The 23,520-nt window shown below is 37.7% G+C and carries 22 protein-coding genes and 1 tRNA gene; 11 read left to right on the plus strand and 12 right to left on the minus strand.

All coding sequences use genetic code 11. From position 1 onward, the window contains the following. Positions 1 to 32 precede the first annotated feature (32 nt). Positions 33 to 1,421, minus strand: coding sequence for an SLC13 family permease (locus tag ACA100_RS09495; RefSeq protein ID WP_481077472.1), 1,389 nt, complete (start codon positions 1,419 to 1,421; stop codon positions 33 to 35). A gap of 117 nt (positions 1,422 to 1,538) precedes the next feature. Here ACA100_RS09495 and ACA100_RS09500 point away from each other — a divergent pair, with 117 nt between their 5' ends. Beyond that, positions 1,539 to 2,123, plus strand: a complete 585-nt coding sequence (locus ACA100_RS09500) for a nucleotidyltransferase family protein (RefSeq protein WP_481077473.1) — start codon at positions 1,539 to 1,541, stop codon at positions 2,121 to 2,123. Then, complete coding sequence (locus ACA100_RS09505; RefSeq protein ID WP_481077474.1) at positions 2,120 to 3,097, plus strand: XdhC family protein; 978 nt, start codon at positions 2,120 to 2,122, stop codon at positions 3,095 to 3,097. Before ACA100_RS09500 ends, ACA100_RS09505 begins: the two co-directional genes overlap by 4 nt. Positions 3,098 to 3,124: 27 nt before the next feature. On the opposite strand, the gene ACA100_RS09510 is transcribed toward ACA100_RS09505, so the two are convergent. From ACA100_RS09510 to ACA100_RS09520, 3 genes are read right to left on the minus strand one after another with little or no spacing between them, the layout of a single operon-like run. Further along, positions 3,125 to 4,435, minus strand: a complete 1,311-nt coding sequence (locus ACA100_RS09510) for a cytochrome c (protein WP_481077475.1) — start codon at positions 4,433 to 4,435, stop codon at positions 3,125 to 3,127. Positions 4,436 to 4,445: 10 nt separating this feature from the next. Next, positions 4,446 to 5,009, minus strand: a complete 564-nt coding sequence (locus tag ACA100_RS09515) for a (2Fe-2S)-binding protein (protein WP_481077476.1) — start codon at positions 5,007 to 5,009, stop codon at positions 4,446 to 4,448. After that, positions 5,006 to 7,924, minus strand: coding sequence for a xanthine dehydrogenase family protein molybdopterin-binding subunit (locus ACA100_RS09520; RefSeq protein WP_481079125.1), 2,919 nt, complete (start codon positions 7,922 to 7,924; stop codon positions 5,006 to 5,008). Before ACA100_RS09520 ends, ACA100_RS09515 begins: the two co-directional genes overlap by 4 nt. A gap of 166 nt (positions 7,925 to 8,090) precedes the next feature. Here ACA100_RS09520 and ACA100_RS09525 point away from each other — a divergent pair, with 166 nt between their 5' ends. Then, the gene (locus ACA100_RS09525; protein WP_481077477.1) at positions 8,091 to 9,200 is read left to right on the plus strand and encodes a peroxidase-related enzyme; all 1,110 of its coding nucleotides are present in this window, start codon (positions 8,091 to 8,093) and stop codon (positions 9,198 to 9,200) included. Here ACA100_RS09525 and ACA100_RS09530 read toward each other — a convergent pair. Together ACA100_RS09530 and ACA100_RS09535 are read right to left on the minus strand one after the other, a co-directional pair. Further along, positions 9,189 to 10,073 carry a helix-turn-helix transcriptional regulator gene (locus ACA100_RS09530; RefSeq protein ID WP_481077478.1) on the minus strand — a complete coding sequence of 295 codons (885 nt, stop codon included), beginning with the start codon at positions 10,071 to 10,073 and terminating at the stop codon, positions 9,189 to 9,191. The two genes, ACA100_RS09525 and ACA100_RS09530, sit on opposite strands and share 12 nt — an antisense overlap. Positions 10,074 to 10,141: 68 nt before the next feature. Further along, the gene (locus ACA100_RS09535; RefSeq protein WP_481077479.1) at positions 10,142 to 10,369 is read right to left on the minus strand and encodes a hypothetical protein; all 228 of its coding nucleotides are present in this window, start codon (positions 10,367 to 10,369) and stop codon (positions 10,142 to 10,144) included. 200 nt (positions 10,370 to 10,569) lie between these two features. Between ACA100_RS09535 and ACA100_RS09540 the strand changes: the two genes are divergently transcribed. Next, positions 10,570 to 10,869 (plus strand): hypothetical protein, encoded by a 300-nt coding sequence (locus ACA100_RS09540; protein ID WP_481077480.1) that lies wholly within the window; start codon positions 10,570 to 10,572, stop codon positions 10,867 to 10,869. A 47-nt stretch (positions 10,870 to 10,916) separates the two neighbouring features. Here the strand turns inward: ACA100_RS09540 and ACA100_RS09545 are convergent, their stop codons facing one another. Next, on the minus strand, positions 10,917 to 11,138 hold the full coding sequence (locus ACA100_RS09545; RefSeq protein ID WP_481077481.1) for a hypothetical protein: 222 nt from the start codon (positions 11,136 to 11,138) through the stop codon (positions 10,917 to 10,919). A gap of 178 nt (positions 11,139 to 11,316) precedes the next feature. On the opposite strand from ACA100_RS09545, the gene ACA100_RS09550 reads away from it, so the two are divergent. Continuing rightward, positions 11,317 to 11,775, plus strand: a complete 459-nt coding sequence (locus ACA100_RS09550) for a hypothetical protein (protein ID WP_481077482.1) — start codon at positions 11,317 to 11,319, stop codon at positions 11,773 to 11,775. A 115-nt stretch (positions 11,776 to 11,890) separates the two neighbouring features. Continuing rightward, a complete protein-coding gene (locus ACA100_RS09555) occupies positions 11,891 to 12,112 on the plus strand; it encodes a hypothetical protein (RefSeq protein WP_481077483.1) in 222 nt (73 codons plus the stop codon). A gap of 93 nt (positions 12,113 to 12,205) precedes the next feature. On the opposite strand, the gene ACA100_RS09560 is transcribed toward ACA100_RS09555, so the two are convergent. The 4 genes from ACA100_RS09560 to ACA100_RS09575 all read right to left on the minus strand — a co-directional run bounded on the left by ACA100_RS09560 (position 12,206) and on the right by ACA100_RS09575 (position 16,090). Next, positions 12,206 to 12,529: a hypothetical protein gene (locus ACA100_RS09560; RefSeq protein ID WP_481077484.1), complete on the minus strand. Its 324-nt coding sequence runs from the start codon at positions 12,527 to 12,529 to the stop codon at positions 12,206 to 12,208. A gap of 206 nt (positions 12,530 to 12,735) precedes the next feature. Continuing rightward, positions 12,736 to 12,826: transfer RNA gene (locus tag ACA100_RS09565), tRNA-Ser, on the minus strand. 87 nt (positions 12,827 to 12,913) lie between these two features. Beyond that, positions 12,914 to 14,815, minus strand: a complete 1,902-nt coding sequence (gene htpG / locus ACA100_RS09570) for a molecular chaperone HtpG (protein ID WP_481077485.1) — start codon at positions 14,813 to 14,815, stop codon at positions 12,914 to 12,916. Between the two features lie 171 nt (positions 14,816 to 14,986). Continuing rightward, positions 14,987 to 16,090 carry an NAD(P)-dependent alcohol dehydrogenase gene (locus ACA100_RS09575; RefSeq protein WP_481077486.1) on the minus strand — a complete coding sequence of 368 codons (1,104 nt, stop codon included), beginning with the start codon at positions 16,088 to 16,090 and terminating at the stop codon, positions 14,987 to 14,989. Positions 16,091 to 16,303: 213 nt separating this feature from the next. Between ACA100_RS09575 and ACA100_RS09580 the strand changes: the two genes are divergently transcribed. From ACA100_RS09580 to ACA100_RS09595, 4 genes are all read left to right on the plus strand, one after another. Continuing rightward, on the plus strand, positions 16,304 to 16,924 hold the full coding sequence (locus tag ACA100_RS09580; protein ID WP_481077487.1) for an XRE family transcriptional regulator: 621 nt from the start codon (positions 16,304 to 16,306) through the stop codon (positions 16,922 to 16,924). Between the two features lie 291 nt (positions 16,925 to 17,215). Continuing rightward, on the plus strand, positions 17,216 to 17,479 hold the full coding sequence (locus ACA100_RS09585; RefSeq protein WP_481077488.1) for a hypothetical protein: 264 nt from the start codon (positions 17,216 to 17,218) through the stop codon (positions 17,477 to 17,479). 81 nt (positions 17,480 to 17,560) lie between these two features. Beyond that, the gene (gene dnaE / locus ACA100_RS09590; RefSeq protein ID WP_481077489.1) at positions 17,561 to 21,040 is read left to right on the plus strand and encodes a DNA polymerase III subunit alpha; all 3,480 of its coding nucleotides are present in this window, start codon (positions 17,561 to 17,563) and stop codon (positions 21,038 to 21,040) included. A 9-nt stretch (positions 21,041 to 21,049) separates the two neighbouring features. Next, positions 21,050 to 21,967: a LysR substrate-binding domain-containing protein gene (locus tag ACA100_RS09595; RefSeq protein ID WP_481077490.1), complete on the plus strand. Its 918-nt coding sequence runs from the start codon at positions 21,050 to 21,052 to the stop codon at positions 21,965 to 21,967. A gap of 252 nt (positions 21,968 to 22,219) precedes the next feature. Here ACA100_RS09595 and ACA100_RS09600 read toward each other — a convergent pair whose 3' ends face one another. Continuing rightward, the gene (locus tag ACA100_RS09600; RefSeq protein WP_481077491.1) at positions 22,220 to 22,387 is read right to left on the minus strand and encodes a hypothetical protein; all 168 of its coding nucleotides are present in this window, start codon (positions 22,385 to 22,387) and stop codon (positions 22,220 to 22,222) included. A 114-nt stretch (positions 22,388 to 22,501) separates the two neighbouring features. Here ACA100_RS09600 and cbiB point away from each other — a divergent pair, with 114 nt between their 5' ends. Beyond that, positions 22,502 to 23,512 (plus strand): adenosylcobinamide-phosphate synthase CbiB, encoded by a 1,011-nt coding sequence (gene cbiB, locus ACA100_RS09605; protein WP_481077492.1) that lies wholly within the window; start codon positions 22,502 to 22,504, stop codon positions 23,510 to 23,512. The last annotated feature ends 8 nt before the right edge of the window (positions 23,513 to 23,520 follow it).

Raw genomic sequence — 23,520 nt, forward strand, 5'->3', positions numbered from 1 at the left:
TATGTATATTGCATATACCATTAGCATCAATCTTAGAGCAAGAAGAAATACGCCCATAAACTGATGACCACAATACAGAATGCATTCAAGACTAAGCCTGCTTTAATCATCTCTTTTTGCTTAATTAAGCCCGAACCAAAAACAATTGCATTGGGTGGCGTTGCAACTGGCAACATAAATGCACAAGATGCACCAATGCCGATCACCAATACTAAGACTTCCTTCGGCATACCCATTTGCGCTGCAATACTTGCAAATACAGGCACTAATAATGCGGCAGATGCTGTATTACTTGTGAATTCAGTTAATGCAATGATAAAGATTGTCACAATGACAATGACTAATAAAGGATGCGATGTACCAAATGTGTTGGCAACTTGCTGACCTAAAACCAGTGATGCACCTGAATCTTTTAATAAAGCACTTAAAGTTAAACCACCACCAAATAAGAGTAAAACACCCCAATCTGTACCATCGGATACTTGTTTCCATGTAGCAGAGCCAAATAAAATCACAGCAATGGCTGCTGCAATTGCAACCCAAGTATCAGGGCTACTGATGCCAAATTTTTTACCAATATAACTACCAAAAATCCAAGCCACTGCCGTTGCTAAGAAGATCACCAACGTAATGACTCTAGGCAAAGTCCAAGGAATACTTTCTGTTGTGACCGTAATCTTTTGATTCAATCGTGGGCGCAACACTAAAAACATCGACAATAACATCACTGGCAATAACACCAACATCATTGGCAAACCGTATTCCATCCAACCTGTAAAATCTAAATCCAATGCAGCAGAAGCAATGGCATTAGGCGGTGAACCAACAATTGTTCCCAAGCCACCAATGCTTGCTGAATATGCAATACCTAATAAAATAAATACAAAAGTATTGCGATCTTTTGTTTTATCTAGATGCTGCATCATGCCCAATGCCAATGGCAACATCATCGCTGCTGTTGCTGTATTACTGATCCACATGGATAAAAATGCTGTCACACCGAACATGGATAATGTTGCAATCCCCAAATGAGAACCTGACAAAGAAATCAGCCAAAAAGCGATCTTTTTATCTAACTGTTGGATATGTAGTGCCGTTGCCAATGCAAAGCCACCAAAAAACAAGAAAATGATTGGATTCGCAAATGTGCTTAAAGCTTTTTGTGTCGACAACTCAGGAATACCAATCGCAACACCCAATATAGGAATCATTAATGCTGTCACTGTAATGTGTACAGCCTCTGTGAACCATAAAATGGCAATGAATAATAACAAACCAATCCCTTTGTTTGCATTATCATCGTAAGGCAAGATATGATACAAAGCGATGGATAAAATGGCTGCAATCACAGTAATAATAACGCCCTTAATCACCGTTCTATGTGGTAACATTTCTGACAATGTGGGCTGCTCTTCAGACATATACTCCTCCCTCGTGTAGTTTGTCTGTAATTAACGAAACGCGTATGATAGATGATAAAAAAATTTTATGCATATAAATTTATTATTTTGCTGATAACTCATGGATATTAGAGATAAATGACAACTGGTTTACTGTTAATGGCGGCGGGAAAAAGTCAAAGATTTAAAGAGGCTAATGGCGGTCGACATAAGCTCCTTTATCCTTGCGATAAATTATATACATCCATGCTGGCCTTAACTTATCAAGCCGCGCGCAATACCTTTTCAGCTGATGAGATTTGCATCATCACCAATAATTCTGAACCAATGGTTCATGATTTAGCGGATCAATTGGGCAGCCCAACTCTATCGATTCAGACCAATGGTATTGGTGAAAGTATTGCTCAAGCTGTTGCCCACAATCAATCATGGGATCATCTATTAATATTGCATGGCGACTTGCCTTTCATTCAATCATCCACCATACAAAAAGTTTACGATGCCACTCAAAAACATGAAATCGTTCGACCTTGCTATAAAGGTATATTTGGTCATCCCGTTGGTTTTCAAAAAAGCTTATATCCACAATTGATGGCTTTACAAGGCGACCAAGGTGCTATGCAAATTTTAAAAAAATTTTCTGCAATTGCTCTGCCCGTAGAAGATCGAGGCAGCATTCAGGATATCGATCATCCTCAAGATTTAATGAGTTATTTGCCATGAAAACGCTAGATTTAATCGTCATTGAACATGCCATTGAATGGCTTAAACAAGCACAACCCATTTGGTTATGCACTGTATTGAAAACTTATGGCTCTGCTCCTCGCTCAGCAGGCTCACTATTAGTTGCAACAGCGGATGGAAAATATAGCGGCTCATTATCAGGTGGTTGCATTGAAGAAGATTTCTTAAAGCAAATTGCTCAACAACAATTTATTTTACCTAGCCAAGCCATTCGCTATGGCAATGGTGAATCCGAATATCGGCCAAATATCGCGCTCCCTTGTGGTGGTAGCATTGACTTATTAGTCGAATATCTCCAGCCGACTTCACATAATATCTCAATGCTTGAACAAGTACAGCAAGCCCTCCAAGGCAAAGCAACGCTACAAAAAGTCATAACATTAGGAGAAGCTGCAAAACTGGCTCAATCTGAACACTCATTGCCTTATGCAATCGAATGGCATGATCAAAAAATTATGATCAACCTACAAAGTTGCACGACCATTTTCATTGCTTGTATTTCTGCTGTTGCACTGTATTGCATTGAATTTGCAAGCGCTCTAGGATTTAACATTATTGTATGCGAAGATCGCGACGAAGAACTCAGACAAATTACACAAAGCCCATTGGCCGAGAAAATACAATTAATTCAGACCTTTCCTGCTAACTATTTAGAAAAATATGGCTGCACTGCACAAACTGCCATCTTATCCCTCACGCATGATCCTAGAATTGATGATTTAACGATGATGGCAGCTTTAGAAACACCTGCATTTTACATTGGTGCAATGGGATCTCAACGCAATAGCACCAACAGATTGGCGCGATTGCGTGAATGCACAGATTTTTCAGATGACGAATTAAATCGTATTCATGCACCGATTGGCTTAGCTTTAGGCAGTAAAACACCCGCTGAAATAGCTTTAGCCATCATGGCGGATATTGTACAAACAAAAAATAAAGCCCTGCATTAGGGCTTTAATGTTAATCACCTATGAAAATCATTTCTTCTCTTTTGCAATATCTTTAGCGCTGATTGGCGTTGCTTGCCCGCCCCATTCGGCACGAAGCCACATCACAAGATCTGCAATGTTTTGATCACTCATCCGATCCGAAAAGCTCGGCATTGCATAATAACGCTGTTGATTCGTATAGGTTGTGGTTGCTAAACCATGTAAGATGACAGAAATCAATGTTTGTGGATTTTCCATCATCACAATACCATCACCTTTCAAAGCTGGTACAACATTTGGAATACCCGAACCATTCATTCCATGGCAACTAGAACATGCCGCAATATAGTTCAATCGACCATTTAACATGCGATCCTCTAACGGTTTTTCCTCTATGATTGCTAATGGCTTAGGTGCTACTTTAGGACTCAGTAATTGTCCTTGTGAATCCGTTAACAAATAATTAGCCATCGCCATCACATCTGATTGCGTCATTTGGCTTGTTGAAAAATGTGTCACAGTATTCATGCCTGCAAAAGAATCACCTTCAGGAGAAACGCCAGTATGCAGATATTCAGTCAAAGATGACAAACTAAAACCTTTTTGCGATAACGATTCTGCTGTAATATTCGGAATGGCCAAATCATCCACAAAACCACCTGTTAAAGCTTTATCAAACTCAACGCCCATCATAAAATTACGTGGCGAATGACAAGCCCCACAATGAGCCAATCCTTCCACTAAATAAGCACCACGATTCCAAGCATCTGTACGCTCTGGATTCATAGGAAATTGACGATCTGGAAAATTCAGTAATGTCCAAAAATTTAAAAATGGGCGAACTGGCAGAGTAAAAACACCTGTATTCTCTTTATTGGGTACTGCTAATGGTGGAATACTCATCATATAAGCATACAATGCATCTAAATCATCCGATGTCGTTAAATGCGTGAATACAAATGGCATTGCGGGGTATAAATTCCCTTGTTGACCAATACCATCTTTCAACGCACGATGAAAATCTGCACGCGTATAATTACCAATACCATACTGTTTATCTGGCGTAATGTTGGTGGAATAAATCGTACCAACAGGCATGTTAATCGCAACACCACCTGCGCCCATTGCACCATTTGGCAATGAATGACAACCAAAGCAATCACCAGCCAGCGCTAACTCTTGACCACGTGGAATCAATGCTTGCATTTCTGCATCTGTTAAAGGTATCTCAATCTCTTTAGAAATAGATGTTTGACGAAATACACCCAATAAAATGGGGACTGAAACAACAATACCTAAAATAATGATGCTGACAAACCACTTGCGAAATCTTGAACCATTGTGTTTTCTTCTTTTCATCATTCGCCCCTTATTTAATCACGCAACCTGGCGTTTCCAATGCCACTTGGCGAACAGCTTCATAATAACGAACATAACCTGTACAACGACAAATATGATCATTCAATGCATTTTCAATGGCTGATTCTAGATGTTCTCGACGAATGGGTTCTTTTTTCAATCGATCAATGAATACTGTCGCGGCTGCCACAAATCCCGAAGCACAATAACCACATTGAAATGCAAAATGATCAATAAAAGCTTGTTGAATCGCGGTTAATGTTGCTTTACCTTCGGCATCCTTGCCTGCTTGCCCTTCAATTGTGATGATATTTTTACCATTGAATAAATGTGCGCCATAAATACATGTTCTACTTTCAATGATATTACCATCATCTTGCAATTCAACCACTGTACAAGCATGACAAATCCCTTGCCCACAACCAAAATGCGTGCCCGTTAGATCTAAATATTCATGTAGAAAATCGATCATCATCATATCAACAGGCACATCCATTGGCCCAATTTTTTCACCATTAATGATCATGCTTAATGGTTTTGTTTCAATCACAGATGTTATATTTTGATTGCTCATGATAATGCCTTTTTAATTTTTTCTGGTGTGATTGGGAACTCATAGAATCGTTTGCCTGTCGCATGAGTTAATGCACTACTTGTGGCAGGTAATATCGGAATCATGCCAAGTTCCGCCATACCTTTTGGCGGAGAAGTTTCAGATAAAGGCGGCAAATAATCTGTCGTTTGCTGCCAAACAGCGACATCTTTTGCTCGTGGCAATACATAACGATTGAAATTCCAAGTACCATTACCTGGGCCATCTTCATACAATGGCATCTCTTCCATTAAAGCATGTCCAATGCCCATTGCTGTACCACCTTGAATCTGCCCTGACACCAATTCAGGAACGATCATCGTTCCAGGATCCATCATCATATGATGGCTCATAATTTCCACTTCGCCTGTGAATGTATTCACATTCAGCTCCACCAAACATGATGCAGGTGTGACAGTTGTTGGGTCAGCCCCTGAACGATCTGTCGGTGGATAAAACGCTTGTTTGCGTTTAATGAAATGAAATCCACCTGTTGTCATTTCATCTTGCAAATGTTTAGGTGCGCCTTCACCATATTGCACAGCAATCGCATCTAGTGGCAGATTAACCATGCCAACAGTTGGAATATCAAAATCCGCTCTTGCCCATTGCCAGCTAGAATAAGCATGCACTGCAACGCCTGTAATCAATCCCATTTCGTGAGCTTTTTGTGCTAAAACATCAAACGACAAAGGCGTCATTCCACCACCGCCAACACCATCTGGCCCCACACGAATGTCTGATAATTCAACATTTAAACTACTGAAAGTACCGCCACCAATCCCTTCGCTCCAAATGGCTTTTGCTGCTGGCCACAAAGTATTTTCTAATAAAAACTTACCCGCTTGGCGCGTACCAAAACCAATATAATAAACGCCGCTTGAAGAACTCATATCGGGAATTAATCCTGGTGTCCAATAAGGATCCGTTTTGGATAACTCATCTTGCTTCTTCTGATCCGCCCAACCTGTTTTCAATGGTAACTCTTCAAATTCAGTGACGCCAAATTCCACAACATCAGGTGCTTTACCTAATGCATTCCAGATCATCACTTGTTGCGCTGTTGTGCCGCCTGTGCCAATTTCCTGTACGCAATGGCGCATCGTTAATTTTCCAGTTTTATCGAAAGATAAAGACAAAATTGTTGGCACTCCACTGGAACCATAAACCTGCTGAACCTGAGAAAAACCAACGCCGTATAACTTACCTGGATTGGCATCATCGAACTTAGCTTTATTGGCATCACGATTCACCCACAATGGATGTTTCTCTGCCATATTTAGCATCTCTACATTACGAGGATCGCCAGCAATAATCCCTCCTTGTGTATTGGGATAGCCTTCTAAAATTGCATTTCTACGACGCAATTCGATCGGACTGATATTTAATTCTGATGCAATCTCATCCACCATCAATTCTGTCACAGCCATCGACTGCAATGAACCAAATCCTCGCATTGATCCTGCTTCCACCGCTGGTGTTGCCATCGCTAGTGCTGTTAAATCTGAATTAGGGAAATAATAAATAGATTGTGCACCACGAACTGCCACATGAGAAACTGCAACGGATAAATTCTCTCGCCCACCGCCATTACAGCTATAAGTACCTTTTAAAATCTCAAATTTACCCGTTGTACGATCGCCCATAATCGTAACATCCATATCTACGGCATGGCGTTTCATCCCCATTTGGAACTGCTCATATCGATCATTCGCCATTCTGACAGGATATTGACTATAAAAACTTGCTGCCATCGCATAAATTGGGAAAACTGAATAATCTTTAGAGCCATAACCAACTGTAGATCCCGTCAGTAACATGATTGTTTCAACAGGAAAGGCTTTTTTATTTTTGGATAAATCAGCAGCCATATTGGCAACACCCGCAGGCGATTGTGTTGCGGTTAATACATGTAATGTTTTATGAGCACGATCATACCAAGCATTACAATTATCAGGCTCCATTGCACAAGGATCTATTGATTGTGAAAAACCTTTACGTTCCAATACAAACTTATTAGGATCATTTTTAGCTTGCTCAATGGCTTCAGCTAAACTTTCGGCATAATCCATCGCAATCCCTTGTGTATCAGGCTTTTTATCTGCTTGATGCAATGCATGAATAAAGCCACCTCCACGATCTTTACGGACAATAGCAGGAATTGTTGCAGGTTTTTGATGTGGCGCAAACGGTGGCCAAACCACATCATTGCCATCAAAAGCGCCTTTAATCGCTGCATCTGTATAAGGTGAAAATACCGAACGATCATAAGGCGTTGCACCGCCAATTCTCACATAACGAGCTGCGCCATAATTTTTCGGTGGTTTAATGCCTGTAACTGCACCATATTTCACAACATCTTCATTAAAACGTAACATGCGTTGAGCTGAATTGAATCGTGCGAAATCGTTATAAATTAAAATTGCAACTGGATGACCTAAAATTGGCGGTGTTTCTCCTTTTGGCACAAGAATATTTTGGCCATAAAAACCGCCGCCCATACTTGTATCTTGCGGGATATTAAAGCCATCTTTCACCAAATCTTCTTGCAGTATCAAAACATCTGGCTGCAAATGATTTCCCAAGATGGATAAATCTATTCCTTCAAACGATCTATCTGCATGAATGGATTTCAGCATAAAAGCATAACTTTGCTGTTCAGGCCAATCTGGAATATCTTTCGCACGATAATCACGCGCAAAATTTTTATGGCCTGTCACTTTACGAATGGCGTCCCAGCGAAATTTAGCTTTGCCATCTTTTCCGATCCAATCTGCACTGCTCGGACCCGAATTTACCTGCGTTGCATTTGCAAATGGCAACTTGCCAATCATGACAGTAATGCCCGCAATCGCGCCTAATTTTATGAAACCTCGTCGTGAAATCTGTGCGGCCATCATATTCTCCCTATTTTTATCTCATCATTATTTAATTTTATGAGTATTTTCATTATAGGGGGATTTATTCATAAAGACTACCAGCCTTTCTATCGTTTTTTATTGACGAAATTTATTAACATATATAACATGCATTTTAAATATGAATTAAAAAAGGATATTGATCATGGCATTAAAACAAGATTTAGTGAGCCAATTAACTCAATTGGATCCACAATCTCAACTGGCTAAAGCACGTTTAATGCGAGATGTGGCAACTAATCATTTACAACTAGCTTTTGAAACGATTTTCTCAGCAGAATCAGAACATTTAAGCCAATCCATTAAATATTTTATTGCAGAAAAAGTGGCTCGCAAAACAGGTAGTGATCTACTCGCTAATTATTACCAAACACAGCTTGGTACAAATTCTATTAATTTGAATTCTGATATTTATGATGCAGCATTAAACTATGTGAATGTGATCATTGAAAAACCTAAGCAAGCAAATAAAGCATTAGTGAATGCTGTCATTGAATCAGGTTGGCACGAAAAAGATTTTTTATTATTGGCGCAGTTAGTCACATTTGTGACTTATCAAGCAAGATTAATTGAAGGCATGTTACTGTTAGAAAACAAATCCAACCGTACAAAAACTCAGCCAGTAACTGCTGGCATTTGGAATAAAAATCAACAGACTGCACAAGGAAGAACAGCATCGACAACATTCACGCAAGATTTATTGGGATGGGAAAGTTGGTTAAATGCTCGTGATGCCTCTACATTAAGCAATGAAGAAGCTGACGTCATGACTAAAATGGAACAAATCAAGTCTGAATATTTTTTATTGTTGGCTCACCAAAGCAGGATTTTAGAACTCCGAACGTTAATCGATCGCGGCGTTTTCTATACGCCAGAAGGTTTACCGCGCTGGGAACGTGAATATGCAGCTACTGTTGTGAGCAAAGTGAATGGCTGTATTTATTGTGCTTCTGTCCATGCACGCAAAGCGAGCCACTTAGCCAAAGATCGCAAAAATGATATTGACCAATTACTTGCAACTCAAGCAGGTGAAGTTTTAACGCAAAACTTTGATGAGCGCTTATTAGCAGTCACGGACTTATCCGCTTCCCTTTCCACAACCCCTATCTCTGCTTACCCTGCACAAATTGAGAGATTGCGTGATTTAGGTTTAGATGATTTAGAGCTATTGGACTTAGTTCAATCCGTTGCGTTTTTCTCTTGGGCAAATCGATTGATGTTGTCACTGGGCGAGGCTTATGAGTTAGGTGAGTAAATACTCCCTCAATGACTCATTCAACTGCTCTTGTAAACCTTCAGGCGCTAGAATTCTCACATTAGGAATCCAGTAACGCATTAAGGCCAAAATCTCTTGTTGATTAACTTTTTCACTTTTCACAATTAAATCGCCGCCATCTTCCTCTTTCACAATGGTTTGATTGGGTAATAAGGCGCGGCGCTTAAAATAGATCGCTTTTTCAGCATCTACTCGAATGATCACTTCATTCAATTGATTGCCATAATAAATACTGTCCGTGCTTTTTATATTGTCTAAAAGTGCTTGATCCACACAGAATGTTTCATTCAATGCGCACAACTTTTCAATCTGAGAGAAACAGAAAGTTTTCGTTTTTCCATTGTCTAAACCCACTAAATACCATATTCCATTGCGATTCAATAAAATATAAGGTGCGATTGTATAATCTTTAATCTCACCATTATTTTTCTGATAAGAAAAATTCAAATATTGCTGTTGCGTGATTGCCGATTGAATCAGCCCAAACTCTGAGGATTTATCTGTAATATCCTCATAATTATGCCCTTTAATATAAATACTCTGGGCTAAATGATTTTGAAAAAAGTCTCGATCAGATTTTGGGAAAAGATTCTGAATACTGGCAAAATTCGCAAAGCGATCTATATCCTCTTGATATAATCGCCCCAAGGATGATTTGGCTAAACTATAATACTTAGGGCCAAATTCTTCCCAATCTAAAAAAGCAAAACGATCACGTAAATCTCTATTAATGGTTCTTGCTTCCACTTTATATTCATCTGCTAGTCTTGATATTTCTAAGCGATCACCTTGATTTAACTTCGTTAAAATACCTGCTAAGCGATAAGCCAATTGAACATTTTTCTGTGACATATTCTTACTCATTATTTTATCAATGCTTAGCATTATAGCGTTTTTACACAAAAAGATAGTGCCAATAACTATGCACCAAATAATCTTTTCAAATAATTAAACCAACGAGAAGGATTCGTATTTTTGGGCAAGAGATAATCTCTCGGTGACTGTTGTGTATTCGTTTCATATTTAAATTTGGATTGACCGCACCGTGGACACGATGACGGAAGCTCAATGGCGTCACTACTTTCTGACATCATCCAATGACAATGTTGACAACGAATCACAAAGGGTAATTTTTGCATTATCGGCATATTTAATTCCTAATAACTAAGATTATGCACAAAGTAACATTCAAGATGACACAGTTGTGTCATTGAATAGTACGAATATCCGATTTAAATCACATAACATTGATCCAAGCTAGCATTGCGTGATATCTCGATTGTATCTAGCTCACAAGCGTTCTAGTATGCATCTCACGAGATACATTAATTGTTGAAGGGTGATCAAAATGAAAAAAATTATCATGACAGTTTTATTCAGTGCAACATTCACATTTGTGACAGCAGAACCCATTTTTTTCGTGCATCCGATGGATTTTGATAATACAGAAGCCGTCAATTACTCTGTCAACTATTTCGTCAATGAAGAATTAACAAATGTGGATGTCAAGGCACAGCTCACAGCATTTGAAGCACTTTCACATGAAAAAAATCGTGACATTATGAATGAAGCCATTAAAGCTGCCTGTGATTCTAATCAATGTAATTATGTTTCTATACAAACGCAATATAATAATCTTTTACAATAATTTTCAAATCAATCAACCCCATTTTATCAATATAAAATGGGGTTGATTTATAGATCTATACTATTAAAAATTTTTTGGTCACCAGATAAAAAATCCATAAATGCATCCAAAGTACATCGTTTAACACTAAAACTCGTAGTACTTGTTTTAATTGATAGGCCGCCATTATTTGGCAACTCAGAAACTTCAGTGATGTTATTTAGAGAGATTAATTTTCGACTACTACCAATATTGGTTGCAAAACTTACAAGAATATATTTATCAGCCATTTTTTCGCCTCTTATTTCATTATTTATTATCTGATAATCATTATAACATTAATAAAAAACTCAAAGAGTGACAATGACACCAGTTATACAATTACATAAAATGTATTTTTATGTACAATTTGACAACGCAAATATATAAATCTTAACATATAGCGGTTTTTTCTAGTTATTTTGCAATATGTCACAACAAAACTCTCATTCGCACGATCATAATTATGAAATCGATGAACCTCTATTTCAGCATTATTCTGTGCCCGCTTTTTTTCTTCTATTCTTATTATTAGTTTGGTACATCATTTTTCTTTATGAAAACCAAAAAGAGGCTAAATATGCTCTACAAACTAAACCCACAGCAAATAAACATATAGCAAAACAATTTGATCCTATTAGTCGGGAACATGTTCAATTAAGAAAATTTGCGATGACAACACTTGCATTTCCAATTTCTTACCAACATTTGGAGACCATATATTTCAAAAATGAACAACGCAAAGAGATCGTGATTAAAATGCGATTTTCTGCCTTGGATACTCTCAATACAGAAATCACATCATGCTTACGAGCAACCTACACTTTTCATGGCGAAGAGATTACGCCACCACATCTGTGTGGCTCAAAAATACTGACATCCCTCTAGGATGAATCATATATTACACAAATTGATATATTTTTAACTTCAATAAACCATATATTAATTTCATGTACTACTATTAACTCCCATCACGAATTAACAAAGTAGCAAAGGAAAATTAATGAGTAACTTAGATTTAGAAAAACATTCCATCAACATTAAATGCCCTAAGTGCTCAAGAATCATTCCTGAAATGATTGGTCAACTCAAAAAAGAGCCAACATTATTTTGTATAACATGTGATACAACTTTTGAAGCTCAAGCAGATGAACTCAATAAAGGCATTGAAAGAATTGAAGCTAATATTGAAAGCTTAAAAGCATCTTTACAAAAAGGCTGGTAAGCTTCTAGTGCTTTATACAGCTAAATGCAGACCTATAAAGTAAAACAGGATTCAAATAGAATCCTGTTATCAATCATTCAAAAATACTAACCATTATAAAAATTCAGGCAATGTACCCAAGTCATCTTTCAATGTGCGTTCGCCATCAATTCTTAGATATTCTTTATCGCCTTCTACAACCAAGCTCACATCGTTCAATACGGTCCATAACTTTTGATTCTTTGAATAGGCAGCTGTTTGAATCTTTAATTTATTTGTTTTCAACAAATCACAAACCAAACCTTTCACAGCATATCTAGAACCTTTTACGATGATCTTGCCATCTTGATCCACATCTACGCGTCTAATTCTCACGCCTGCGATATTGCCTTGGCTATCTTTTTTAATCTTGTATATATAAAAATCTGCGGTTGTCATTTTCTTTCCTCAATAATCATGTTGTATTGACTGACAACATGGAATTTTATAGCCAAATCGATCTAAGAATAACCATCAGATCAGTACCTCGCCCAGAGGGCGAGATATTAGAAAAATAATTTTAAACCAATTTCACTATGTAGTGCGCTTCGTTAAAGCATAAAAACAAAAAAGCCCTTGTAAAACAAGGGCTTGATCGCATAATCTGGCGGAGAAGGAGGGATTCGAACCCTCGATACGCTATTAACGTATACGCCCTTAGCAGGGGCGCGCCTTCAGCCTCTCGGCCACTTCTCCGTAAGAAGTGAGATGTATTATAGAGAAAAAATCTCAGTTGTAAAGCCTAATTTTGCGTAAAAAGTAGGCTTTACCGCATTCTGCCTACTATTTCATCAATCTATTGAGTCGATTCACGAATTCAGATGGATTTTCCAACTGAGAACCTTCCAACAATAGCGCTTCTTCATAGATTAGCATAGCTAAATCATCCGCAACTGCGTTATCAGTTTCACGTGCAATGCGTTCAACCAACGGATGCTTCACATTGATTTCTAACCAAGGCTTCATGCTTGGTACATCATGCCCTGCTTCTTTCAACATTTTTTCAAAATGGCTACTTAAAGCATATTCATTGCGAACCAATACAGATGCTGAATTGGTTAAACGCTTAGAAACTTTCACATTCTCAACTTTTTCACCCAATACATTTGTGATCTTATCGATGATTGCTTTATCTTCATTGCTTAATTCAGGTTCTTCTTTTTTCTCATCTTCGGTTTTATCATCCAAATTCACATCGCCTTTCGCAATGTTCACAAATTTCTTGCCTTCAAATTCAGATAAGAAGCCCATCATCCAATCATCGATCACATCTGTCATCAAGAACACTTCATAACCTTTAGAACGATAAATCTCTAAATGCGGGCTATTTTTTGCAGTATTCAAGTTATCTGTTGTGATGAAGTAGATATTCTCTTGCCCTTCTTTCATTCTGCCAATGTAATCTGCAAATGAAACCTCTTCCGCATCATTTTCCGTAGAAGCAAAGCGTAAGAGTTTAGCGATATTTTCTTTGTTCGACGTATCCTCGCCAATGCCTTCTTTAATCACACGACCAAATTCTTTATAGAATGTCGCATATTTTTCTTTTTCATCGCCTGTTGCCAAGTTGTTCAACATGGTTAACACACGACGCGTTACGCCTTGCTTAATAGAATCCAATGTAGAAGATGATTGCAAAATTTCACGCGAAACATTCAATGGCAAATCAGCCGTATCCACAACACCTTTCACAAAGCGCAAATAACGTGGAATCAATTTATCAGTTGCATTCATAATGAATACACGGCGCACAAACAACTGCAAACCGTAATCTTGATTTTGCTCCCACATATTTTGCTGTGCATGTTCTGGTACAAACAATAAAGAAGTGTAGCTAACTTTACCTTCCACTTTATTATGTGACCACAATAAAGGATTGGCATGATCATGGCTGATGTGCTTATAAAACTCTTGATAATCTTCATCCGTCACATCTTTTTTATCACGCTGCCAAATGGATGTTGCAGAGTTAATTTGTTCAATTTCAACTTCAGAAACTGTCGTTGGCTCTTCGCCTTCTTGTTCTGCTGGCACAGTTTTTGTGCGTTCAATCTCCATCATTACAGGATAAGCAATGTGATCAGAATATTTAGTAATGATCGAACGAATTGACCATTCATTCAGTAAATTAATATGTTCATCACGCATGTGCAATGTGATTTCTGTACCTGCATCTGCTTTCGATGTATTTTCTAAAGAGAATTCTCCTTCGCCTGCTGATTCCCAAATCACAGCGCTATCTTCAGGCTCACCTGCTTTACGCGTTGTTAAGGTCACTTTATCTGCAACAATGAATGCAGAATAGAAACCAACACCAAACTGACCAATCAAATTGGATACATCTTTTTCATTCGCTTCCAATTTTTCTAAAAATGCTTTTGTGCCTGATTTAGCGATTGTACCAATGTTTTCAATCACTTCATCACGATTCATACCAATACCATTATCTTTAATGGTTAATGTTTTTTGTTCAGCATCCATCGTGATGAAGATTTCAGGGTTACCTTGATTCTCAATCAATTTAGCATCAGTCAAACCTTCGAAACGGCGTTTATCCAAAGCATCCGATGCGTTTGAGATTAATTCACGCAAAAATATTTCATGATTCGAATACAAAGAGTGAATCATTAACTTTAATAACTGATTAACTTCTGTTTGAAATTGCATTGTTTCTTTTTGGCTCATAACTTCTCCAGTGTTTACCATTAATTGATCGATAAATTTGATAGTTATGAATATGGGCACTGGTTTCGTGATTTCAAGATGATCAGCCACAATCATTTGAAGCTAAATTAAATAGCCCCAAAAATCTTAATTAGATTTTCAAGGCCACCTACTATCATCCAAATTCATCCATTATGACTTAAGTCTAATCACAGGTTTAATTGTTTTACCTTGTGCAGAATCCTCAAAAGCTTGATTGATATTTTCAAGATCATAAAACTTAATCAACTTATCTATCGGGAACATACCTTTTTTATAGAAATCGACCAATTTTGGAATCAAATCTTTAGGATGGGCAGCGCCCTCAATCATGCCTCTAATCGATCTCGTTTTTAAAAAGATATCCATATTAATATCTAACTTCAATTCTTGATAACCAGCAGCAATTAGAACCATTTCACCGCCATGCGCTAAAGCTTTTAAGGCTTTAGATACCACAAATGTACTACCCGATGCATCCACTGCATATTCAACACCATAGCCATCTGTAATCGCAAGCATTTCGTCCTGAATATCCGTATCTTTCCCATTGATTATATGGGTTGCACCCAATTCTTTTGCCATCTCTAATCTGCTTTGATTCAGATCCACCGCAATAATCGTGGTGCAACCTGCAATTTTAGCCCCCATCACTGCACTTAAACCAACACCACCACAACCCAAAATGACAATAGAAGAACCTATTCTTGGTTTAATGCCTTCCATTACTGTGCCACTACCCGTCAAAAAGCCACAACCCAAAGGACCTAAAAGCGCAAGGTCAACATCTTTATCTACCCTCACAATACTTTTTTCATTGGCAATCGCATAATTTGCGAAGGTTGATTGCCCAAAAAACATATGAATTGGTTCCTGTTTTTCATTCGTAATACGTGTTGTTCCATCCAACATGAAGCCACCAAAATTTGCTTCCATTGAATGCTCACACTCACCAGGACGTCCAAATAAACATGGCCGACATTCACCGCAATAAGGTATGGAAATAACAACGTGATCACCTTCTTTTACCGAGCGAACTGATTGTCCAACTTTTTTAACAATTCCTGCACCTTCATGCCCGAACACAATAGGAAATGGCACAGGCAACGTACCATTTTGCCCGCTTGCATCTGTATGACAGAATCCAGTGGCTACCATTTCAATTAAAACTTCATCTGCTTTAGGTTCATCTAAATTCAATGTTTCAATTTTTAAAGATTCATTTAATCCATAACACACTGCTGCTTTTATTTTCATAATACGACCTCTTATTATTTATACTTAAACAACATCTAACCCATACTCTGATCCATGGATTACCACTCTAACTTATCATAAAGTTACATTTATTATAATAATTCAATCCCTACTACAAACACATAATAACTTTAACCACACAAACCCCGTATTTCCCTTGTTATTTTTATAACTATAAGTTATATTAACTCTCGTAAATTAAGGAGAGTTTATATGAAAGATACAGCTGATCGAATCAATCATTTGATCGAAGAGAGAAAAATCTCTCAGGAAATTCTCGCAGCCGATGTGGGTATTTCACAAGCGGCGATCTCAAAAATTTGCCAAGGCAGAACTAAAAGAAGTCGCTATTTACCTAAAATTGCTGAATATTTTAACGTAGCAGAAAACTGGTTATTATTTGGTGAAGAAACAACTGATGACGACGAAGTTTTGGTACCTTTTTATAAAGATGTTCAGTTATCAGCAGGTTATGGCGCTAGCGAATTTGACGATTATGAAGGCAGAACCATCCGCTTTGCTTTAGATACATTAAGAGAAGCAAGTGTTTCACCCAAAGATGCCATTTGTGTAACAGTGAAAGGTGACAGCATGGAACCTGTTTTCAGAAATGGATCAACAGTTGGCATTGATTTATCTCGTAAAAAAATCATCGATGGCGATGTTTATGCCATTAATAACGATGGTTTATTGCAAATGAAACGCCTTAAACAAAAGACAGGTAGCGTAATTACAGTGGAATCATATAACCGTGAAGAATATCCTGCATTTGATGTTTCCTTAGAACAAGTTGAAGTGATTGGACGAGTTTTCTGGTACTCAACTGTTATGTAATTAATTTTCAATACATTACTCATTAATTATGCCCCATGATAGAAATATCTTGGGGCATTTTTTATAACCAAAAATTACTTTTTAATCATAAAATCAATCAGAAATATAACTTTAAGCAATTATCACGAAAGAATAGATAAGCACTAAACTATTGATGAATAAATGAATATTAAAAACATAAATTATTTTATAACAATATTTATAACTTTTCGTGCAAAATAATTTGACAACATTATAACTAAAGTTATAATTAAGTTATATTATTAACGACGAGAACTTAAGGTGAAAATTATGATTAAGCAAGAACGTTTTCAGCAGTTATTCAATTCACTCTCACAACAAGAAAAAGACGGCATCATTGATCGTGCAATTGCATTGAGCGAACAATTTAAAGCTAGCTCTATCGCAGAGTTGATGCGCGAAAGCCATTATCATGCTAAAGAAGCTATGCAAACTTTCCGCTTTAAGAAACAGCGCATTCATCACGCAACTCTATTTGCTGCTTTACAACATGCGATGCACAATAGAATGGGTCCTCTAATGACAGCGGCATAAGTGAATCCTTTTTGTTAAACAGTGAATCCTTCCCTCATGATACAATGGCTAATTTTCACCATCACATGACGAAGGATTCACATGCGTTTTGTCCATTTAAATCTTCACACTGAATTTTCAATTGCCGATGGTTTAATTCGAATTAAACCACTATTTAGTCAATTGAAAGAACAAGAAGTTGAATCCGTTGCAATTACGGATATTGGTAACGCATTTGGCGTCATAAAATTTTATGAAACCGCTCTAAAGAATGGCATTAAACCCATCATTGGTGCTGAATGTTATGTGAAAGATGGGCATGAAACTCTTGGAAAATTGACATTATTGGCTCAAAATATGGATGGTTATTTGAGCTTATCCAATTTATTGAGCGAAGGTTATCGTCATGGTCAAGAACGTGGCGTGCCTAATATTACTTATGAATGGTTAAACCAATATCAAAGCGGTTTGATCATTATTGCAGGCAAAGAAAGCCCGATTGGTACAACGCTCTTAACTCGTAAAGAAGAAGATTGGCCTGAATCACTTAAACCATTTAAAGCGTTTAATGATCGTTTATATTTAGGTATTTCAAGAACGCAACAAGAAAATGATGAAACATTCATCACAGCTGCTAAACAATTCGCATTAGCTCAAAATCTCCCTTTGGTTGCTGTCAACAATGTAAGATTTTTGGAAAAATCAGATTTTGATGCCCATGAAATTCGCTCATGTATTCAAGCAGGCAATGTCATTTCTGATCCTAAACGCCCTCGTTTATATAGCCCAGAACAATACCTAAAATCTCCTGAGGAGATGATCGCACTATTTTCAGATATTCCTGAAGCTATTGACAATACAGTTGAAATTGCAAAACGCTGCACCGTTGAACTCTCTCTTTATAAACCTTGCCTACCTAACTTCCCAATTCCAAATGGGATGACAATGGATGAATATTTCCGTCATCTCTCTCATGAAGGTTTGAAAGATCGCATTGGCACAGATCATCCAGAGCAAGCACGATATTTAGAACGATTGGATATCGAACTCAATGTCATCATCAACATGGGATTTCCAGGATACTTCTTAATCGTTGCAGACTTTATTCAATGGTCAAAAGATCACGATATTCCTGTAGGCCCAGGCCGTGGTTCAGGTGCAGGTTCATTGGTTGCTTGGGCGTTGAAAATCACTGACTTAGATCCCCTACCTTACGATCTACTTTTTGAGCGTTTCTTAAATCCTGAACGTGTTTCCATGCCTGACTTCGACGTCGACTTCTGTATGGAAGGCCGTGATCGTGTAATTGAGTATGTTGCAGAAAAATATGGCCGTGATGCTGTATCTCAAATTGCAACTCATGGCACAATGGCTGCAAAAGCAGTAATTCGCGATGTTGGCCGAGCATTGGGGCATCCTTATGGTTTTGTGGATCGCATTGCAAAATTAATTCCATTTGATCTAGGGATCACGCTTGATAAAGCATTAATGCAAGAGCCTGAATTACATGACCTTTATGAAAAAGATGAAGAAGTCAAAGAGCTCATCGATTATGCAAAGCAATTGGAAGGCTTAACAAAATCTGTTGGCCGACATGCAGGCGGTGTTGTGATTTCACCCACAACCATTACAGATTTCTCTCCACTATATTGCGAAGAAGGTAGCGAAGCTTTAGTTGCACAATATGATAAGAGTGATGTGGAATCAGCTGGCTTAGTTAAATTCGACTTCTTGGGATTAAGAACGCTCACCATCATTAACTGGGCCATTCAAAACATCAAAAAAACACGCAATCTAGACATTAATATTCTAGACATTCCTTTAGATGACAAACCTGCGTTTGATCTATTAAAATCCTGCAAAACAACCGCTGTATTCCAATTGGAATCTCGCGGTATGAAAGATCTTATTCGTCGATTACAACCTGATAACTTTGAAGATATCATCGCTTTGGTTGCACTATTCCGTCCTGGTCCATTGGAATCAGGCATGGTTGAAGACTTTATTAACCGTAAACATGGCCGTGCGGAAATTGAATACCCATTTGCTGAATTAGAAACAGTATTAGCCCCAACATACGGCGTTATCGTTTACCAAGAACAAGTTATGCAGATTTCTCAAGTTATTGGTAACTATACATTGGGTGGCGCTGACTTATTACGCCGAGCAATGGGTAAAAAATTACCTGAAGAGATGGAAAAACAGCGTGGCTTATTCATGCAAGGTGCAGAAGAGCTAGGCTTTGACAAAGAAAAAGCGGGTGCACTTTTTGATTTGATGGAAAAATTCGCGGGCTATGGTTTCAATAAATCTCACTCCGCAGCTTATGCATTAGTTTCTTATCAAACTGCCTATTTAAAAGCACATTATCCTGCTGAATTTATGGCAGCTGTATTGTCATCAGATATGGATAATACTGAAAAAGTTGTCACATTCATTGAGGAATGTGAAGACATGAAGCTCACCATTCTGCCACCAAGCATCAATCTTTCACATTATAAGTTCACAGTGAACAACAAAGGCGAAGTCATTTATGGTTTAGGTGCCATCAAAGGCGTTGGCGAAGCCGCAGCATTACAAGCCATTGAAGAGATGCAAAATAATGGTCGTTATGTAGATTTATTTGATTTCTGTCGCCGTGTTGATCTATCTAAAATGAATCGCCGCGTAATTGAAATTTTAATTAAAGCTGGTGCTTTAGATGATCTATCGCCAAAACCTTTAAAAATCCCTGAAAAATGTCAATTCCGTGCAAATCTATTGGCAACGCTCCCCGAAGCCATTCATGCAGCAGAACAACATTTACGCAACCTAAACTCAGGACAAGAAGATCTCTTTGGATTATTTGGTGGCGACTCAACTCAAGATACAATGCCTACAAATACTCACTTAACACAAGCAGATGCTTGGTCAGAGCGCATATTATTGGAAAATGAGAGCGATACATTAGGTTTTTATCTCACAACACATCCAATTAATCGTTATCGTCAAGAATTAAAATCCATTGTCACACATCCAATTGGTGAAATCTTATCGATGCCAGAGCCTCCATATCGTATTGCGCGCGCCAAAGAGCCTGAATCTACAATCGCAGGATTGGTCATTGGTATTCGCAGTAAGTTTAATCAGAAAGGTCTTAAAATGACTTTTGTGACATTAGATGATCGCTCTGGCCGAATGGAATTACGATTATATGATGAGCATCTAGAAAACCTTAGTCAACCACTCACAACTAAATCCATTCTTGTCGTTAAAGGTACTTTGACTTGGGATGATTTCAATGGCGGCATGAGAACTCGCCCACTAGAAATTCAACAGATCGAAGCCATTAGAGATTCATCCGCCAAATCATTATTATTAACCAACCATGCACCGTTAGAATCGACTAAATTGCAAAAACTACTGCAACTGATGAAAGAACACCAGTCAGAACATGGCAAACCAATCTACCTCAGATACCATACTGATTATGCCAATATTTTATTACAATTGGGAAATGCTTGGCATTTACAACTCACGGATGAATTACTCGAAAAACTTTCCAGCCAATTCCATGAGCTTTCAATTAAAGTACAATATTAAGGAGTCTATATGCGTATGGTGGATCTCAATCAACTCTATTATTTTGCTAAGATTGTTGAATATGGCGGCATCAGTGAAGCAAGCAAACACCTACGCATTCCTAAATCTAAACTCAGTCGACATTTAGCTGCACTAGAAGAAGAGTTAGGCGTACGTTTAATTCACCGCACAACTCGACATTTTTCTGTCACTGACATCGGACAAACTTATTATACACATTGTCAAGCAATGCTGGATAAAGCTGAGATAGCCCAAGCATCTATAATGGAAGCTCAAACAAAACCACGAGGATTGATTCGTATTACTTGCCCAATTACTCTACTTCATATGTCTGTTCAGCATATGATCACTAGCTTCTTAAAAGAAAATCCTGAAGTGGATATGATCGTGGATGCGACCAATCGCCGTGTGGATTTGGTACATGAGGGTGTTGATATCGCGTTACGCGTATTAAAGCCTCCATTTGAAGATAGTGAATATGTGATGAAACGCTTAAGTGTACGAGAACAAGCACTAGTTGCGAGCCCTGAGCTTATTCAATCTCTCGGAAATGTTCAAGATCCAAAAGATCTTTATATCTATCCTTCCATGGCACACAGTCAATATAAAGATCGTAATATCTGGGAGTTTATTGATTCGCATAACAATACGACAATTATACCTTTCAACCCTAAATTTATGACGACCGACCTCGCTTTACTCAAACAAGGTGCAATCAATGGCATTGGCATTGCAAAGATCCCGTTAATGGTGGTTCATGATGAAATTAAAACAGGACAATTGATCAGATTATTACCTGACTGGCGCTTTGAAGATGAAATTGTTCATGCAGTTTATCCTTCTCGTCGCGGTGTAATTCCTGCCATTCGTAGCTTTTTAGATCATTTAGAAAAAGAGTTCATTCAATTAGATCAATCGCAGTGTTAATTTAGCATTTTTATTACTATTCTTTCATATTTAGATTTATAATAACATTACTTTACTTACTGTAAGCTAGTGAAATGAATATATTTAAATATTTAACTCTGCCAGACAAAATCATGTTATCACTTTTGATAATAGTGATTACTTTATTGGTCTTTGATTCGTACGAAGAAGAGTCTAAATATATATTAATGGCTGATAATCTCCACAAATTCCCTTGCCTTTCGCATTCTGAACACTCTAATACCATCCATACTAACGCCCTAAGTTATAAGTAGAAATAGGCTCATGATATACAACAACTTTTTCTGAATGCACATGATTCACTAAAAGTTTATCTAATTCATATAATTGCCCTGTCACCAAACCAAAAACAAAAAGTGCTGCTAACGTAATCAATAAATTTCTACAGATCGTTTTCATACATCACCTAAAAATAAACAATGACCAATTAATAATTAAACATTGTATTATTAATAAACAAAAAAGCAACGTTTTTTTATTATTTTTTCATACTCTTCTCGAAAAGACACAATAATGCTATTGTTAAGAGATATAACAACGAATACATTTTCTGATGGTGAAATGATGAGTTTATTGACAATTTGGCTAGCTGCTATTACCGATCTATTTTGGGGAGATCCTAATTATCGTTATCACCCTGTCCGCATTATTGGCAATGTCATCACATTCGTAGAAGAAAAATTACGTCAGCGTTATTCTGGTGATAAAGCCTTAAAAACCGCAGGCATTTTCTTAACGACATCCGTCGTTATCTCCACTTATGTGATAACCTATTTAGCTCTTTCCATTAGCGCACAAATCAGTGAACTACTTTCAACATTCATAGCCATTTTTCTAATTTATTCATTTTTAGCACTGCAATCTTTAGTGGATGCTGCCAATGGCATTTATTATTCATTAAAAAATGAGCCAATTGCACAAACACGCAAAAAGCTCGCCATGATTGTAGGCAGAGATACAGCGCAATTGGATAAACAGCAAGTCACTAAAGCGACCGTAGAAACCGTTGCAGAAAATAGTGTGGATGGCGTGATTGCCCCGCTCTTTTTTTTATTCATCGGCGGCGTACCATTAATGGCGGCCTATAAAGCCATCAATACATTAGATTCAATGGTTGGCTACCAAAACAGTCATTACAAAGCCATTGGTTGGTGTTCTGCGAAACTAGATGACATTGCCAATTATATCCCTGCGCGATTAAGTTTATTATTCATCACAGCGAGTGCATTATTATTAAAATTGGATTACAAAAATGCTTGGAAAATTGGTAGGCGCGATTGCTACCAACACAAAAGCCCCAACAGCGCTTGGTCAGAAGCAACTGTTGCAGGCGCTTTGAACATTCAATTGGGCGGTGGCAATTATTACCATGGCATTTATGTTGATAAACCAACCATTGGTGATGATATTAATCCTGTTCAAATTGAACATATTAAGCAAACTAATCATTTAATCTATGGTGCTTGTGCCATTGCTTTAGTCTCATTCACGCTCATTTTTTTAGCGGTTCAATTCATATTTTAAAGGATGTT

It is taken from the genome of Wohlfahrtiimonas sp. XWW7 (assembly GCF_056716055.1).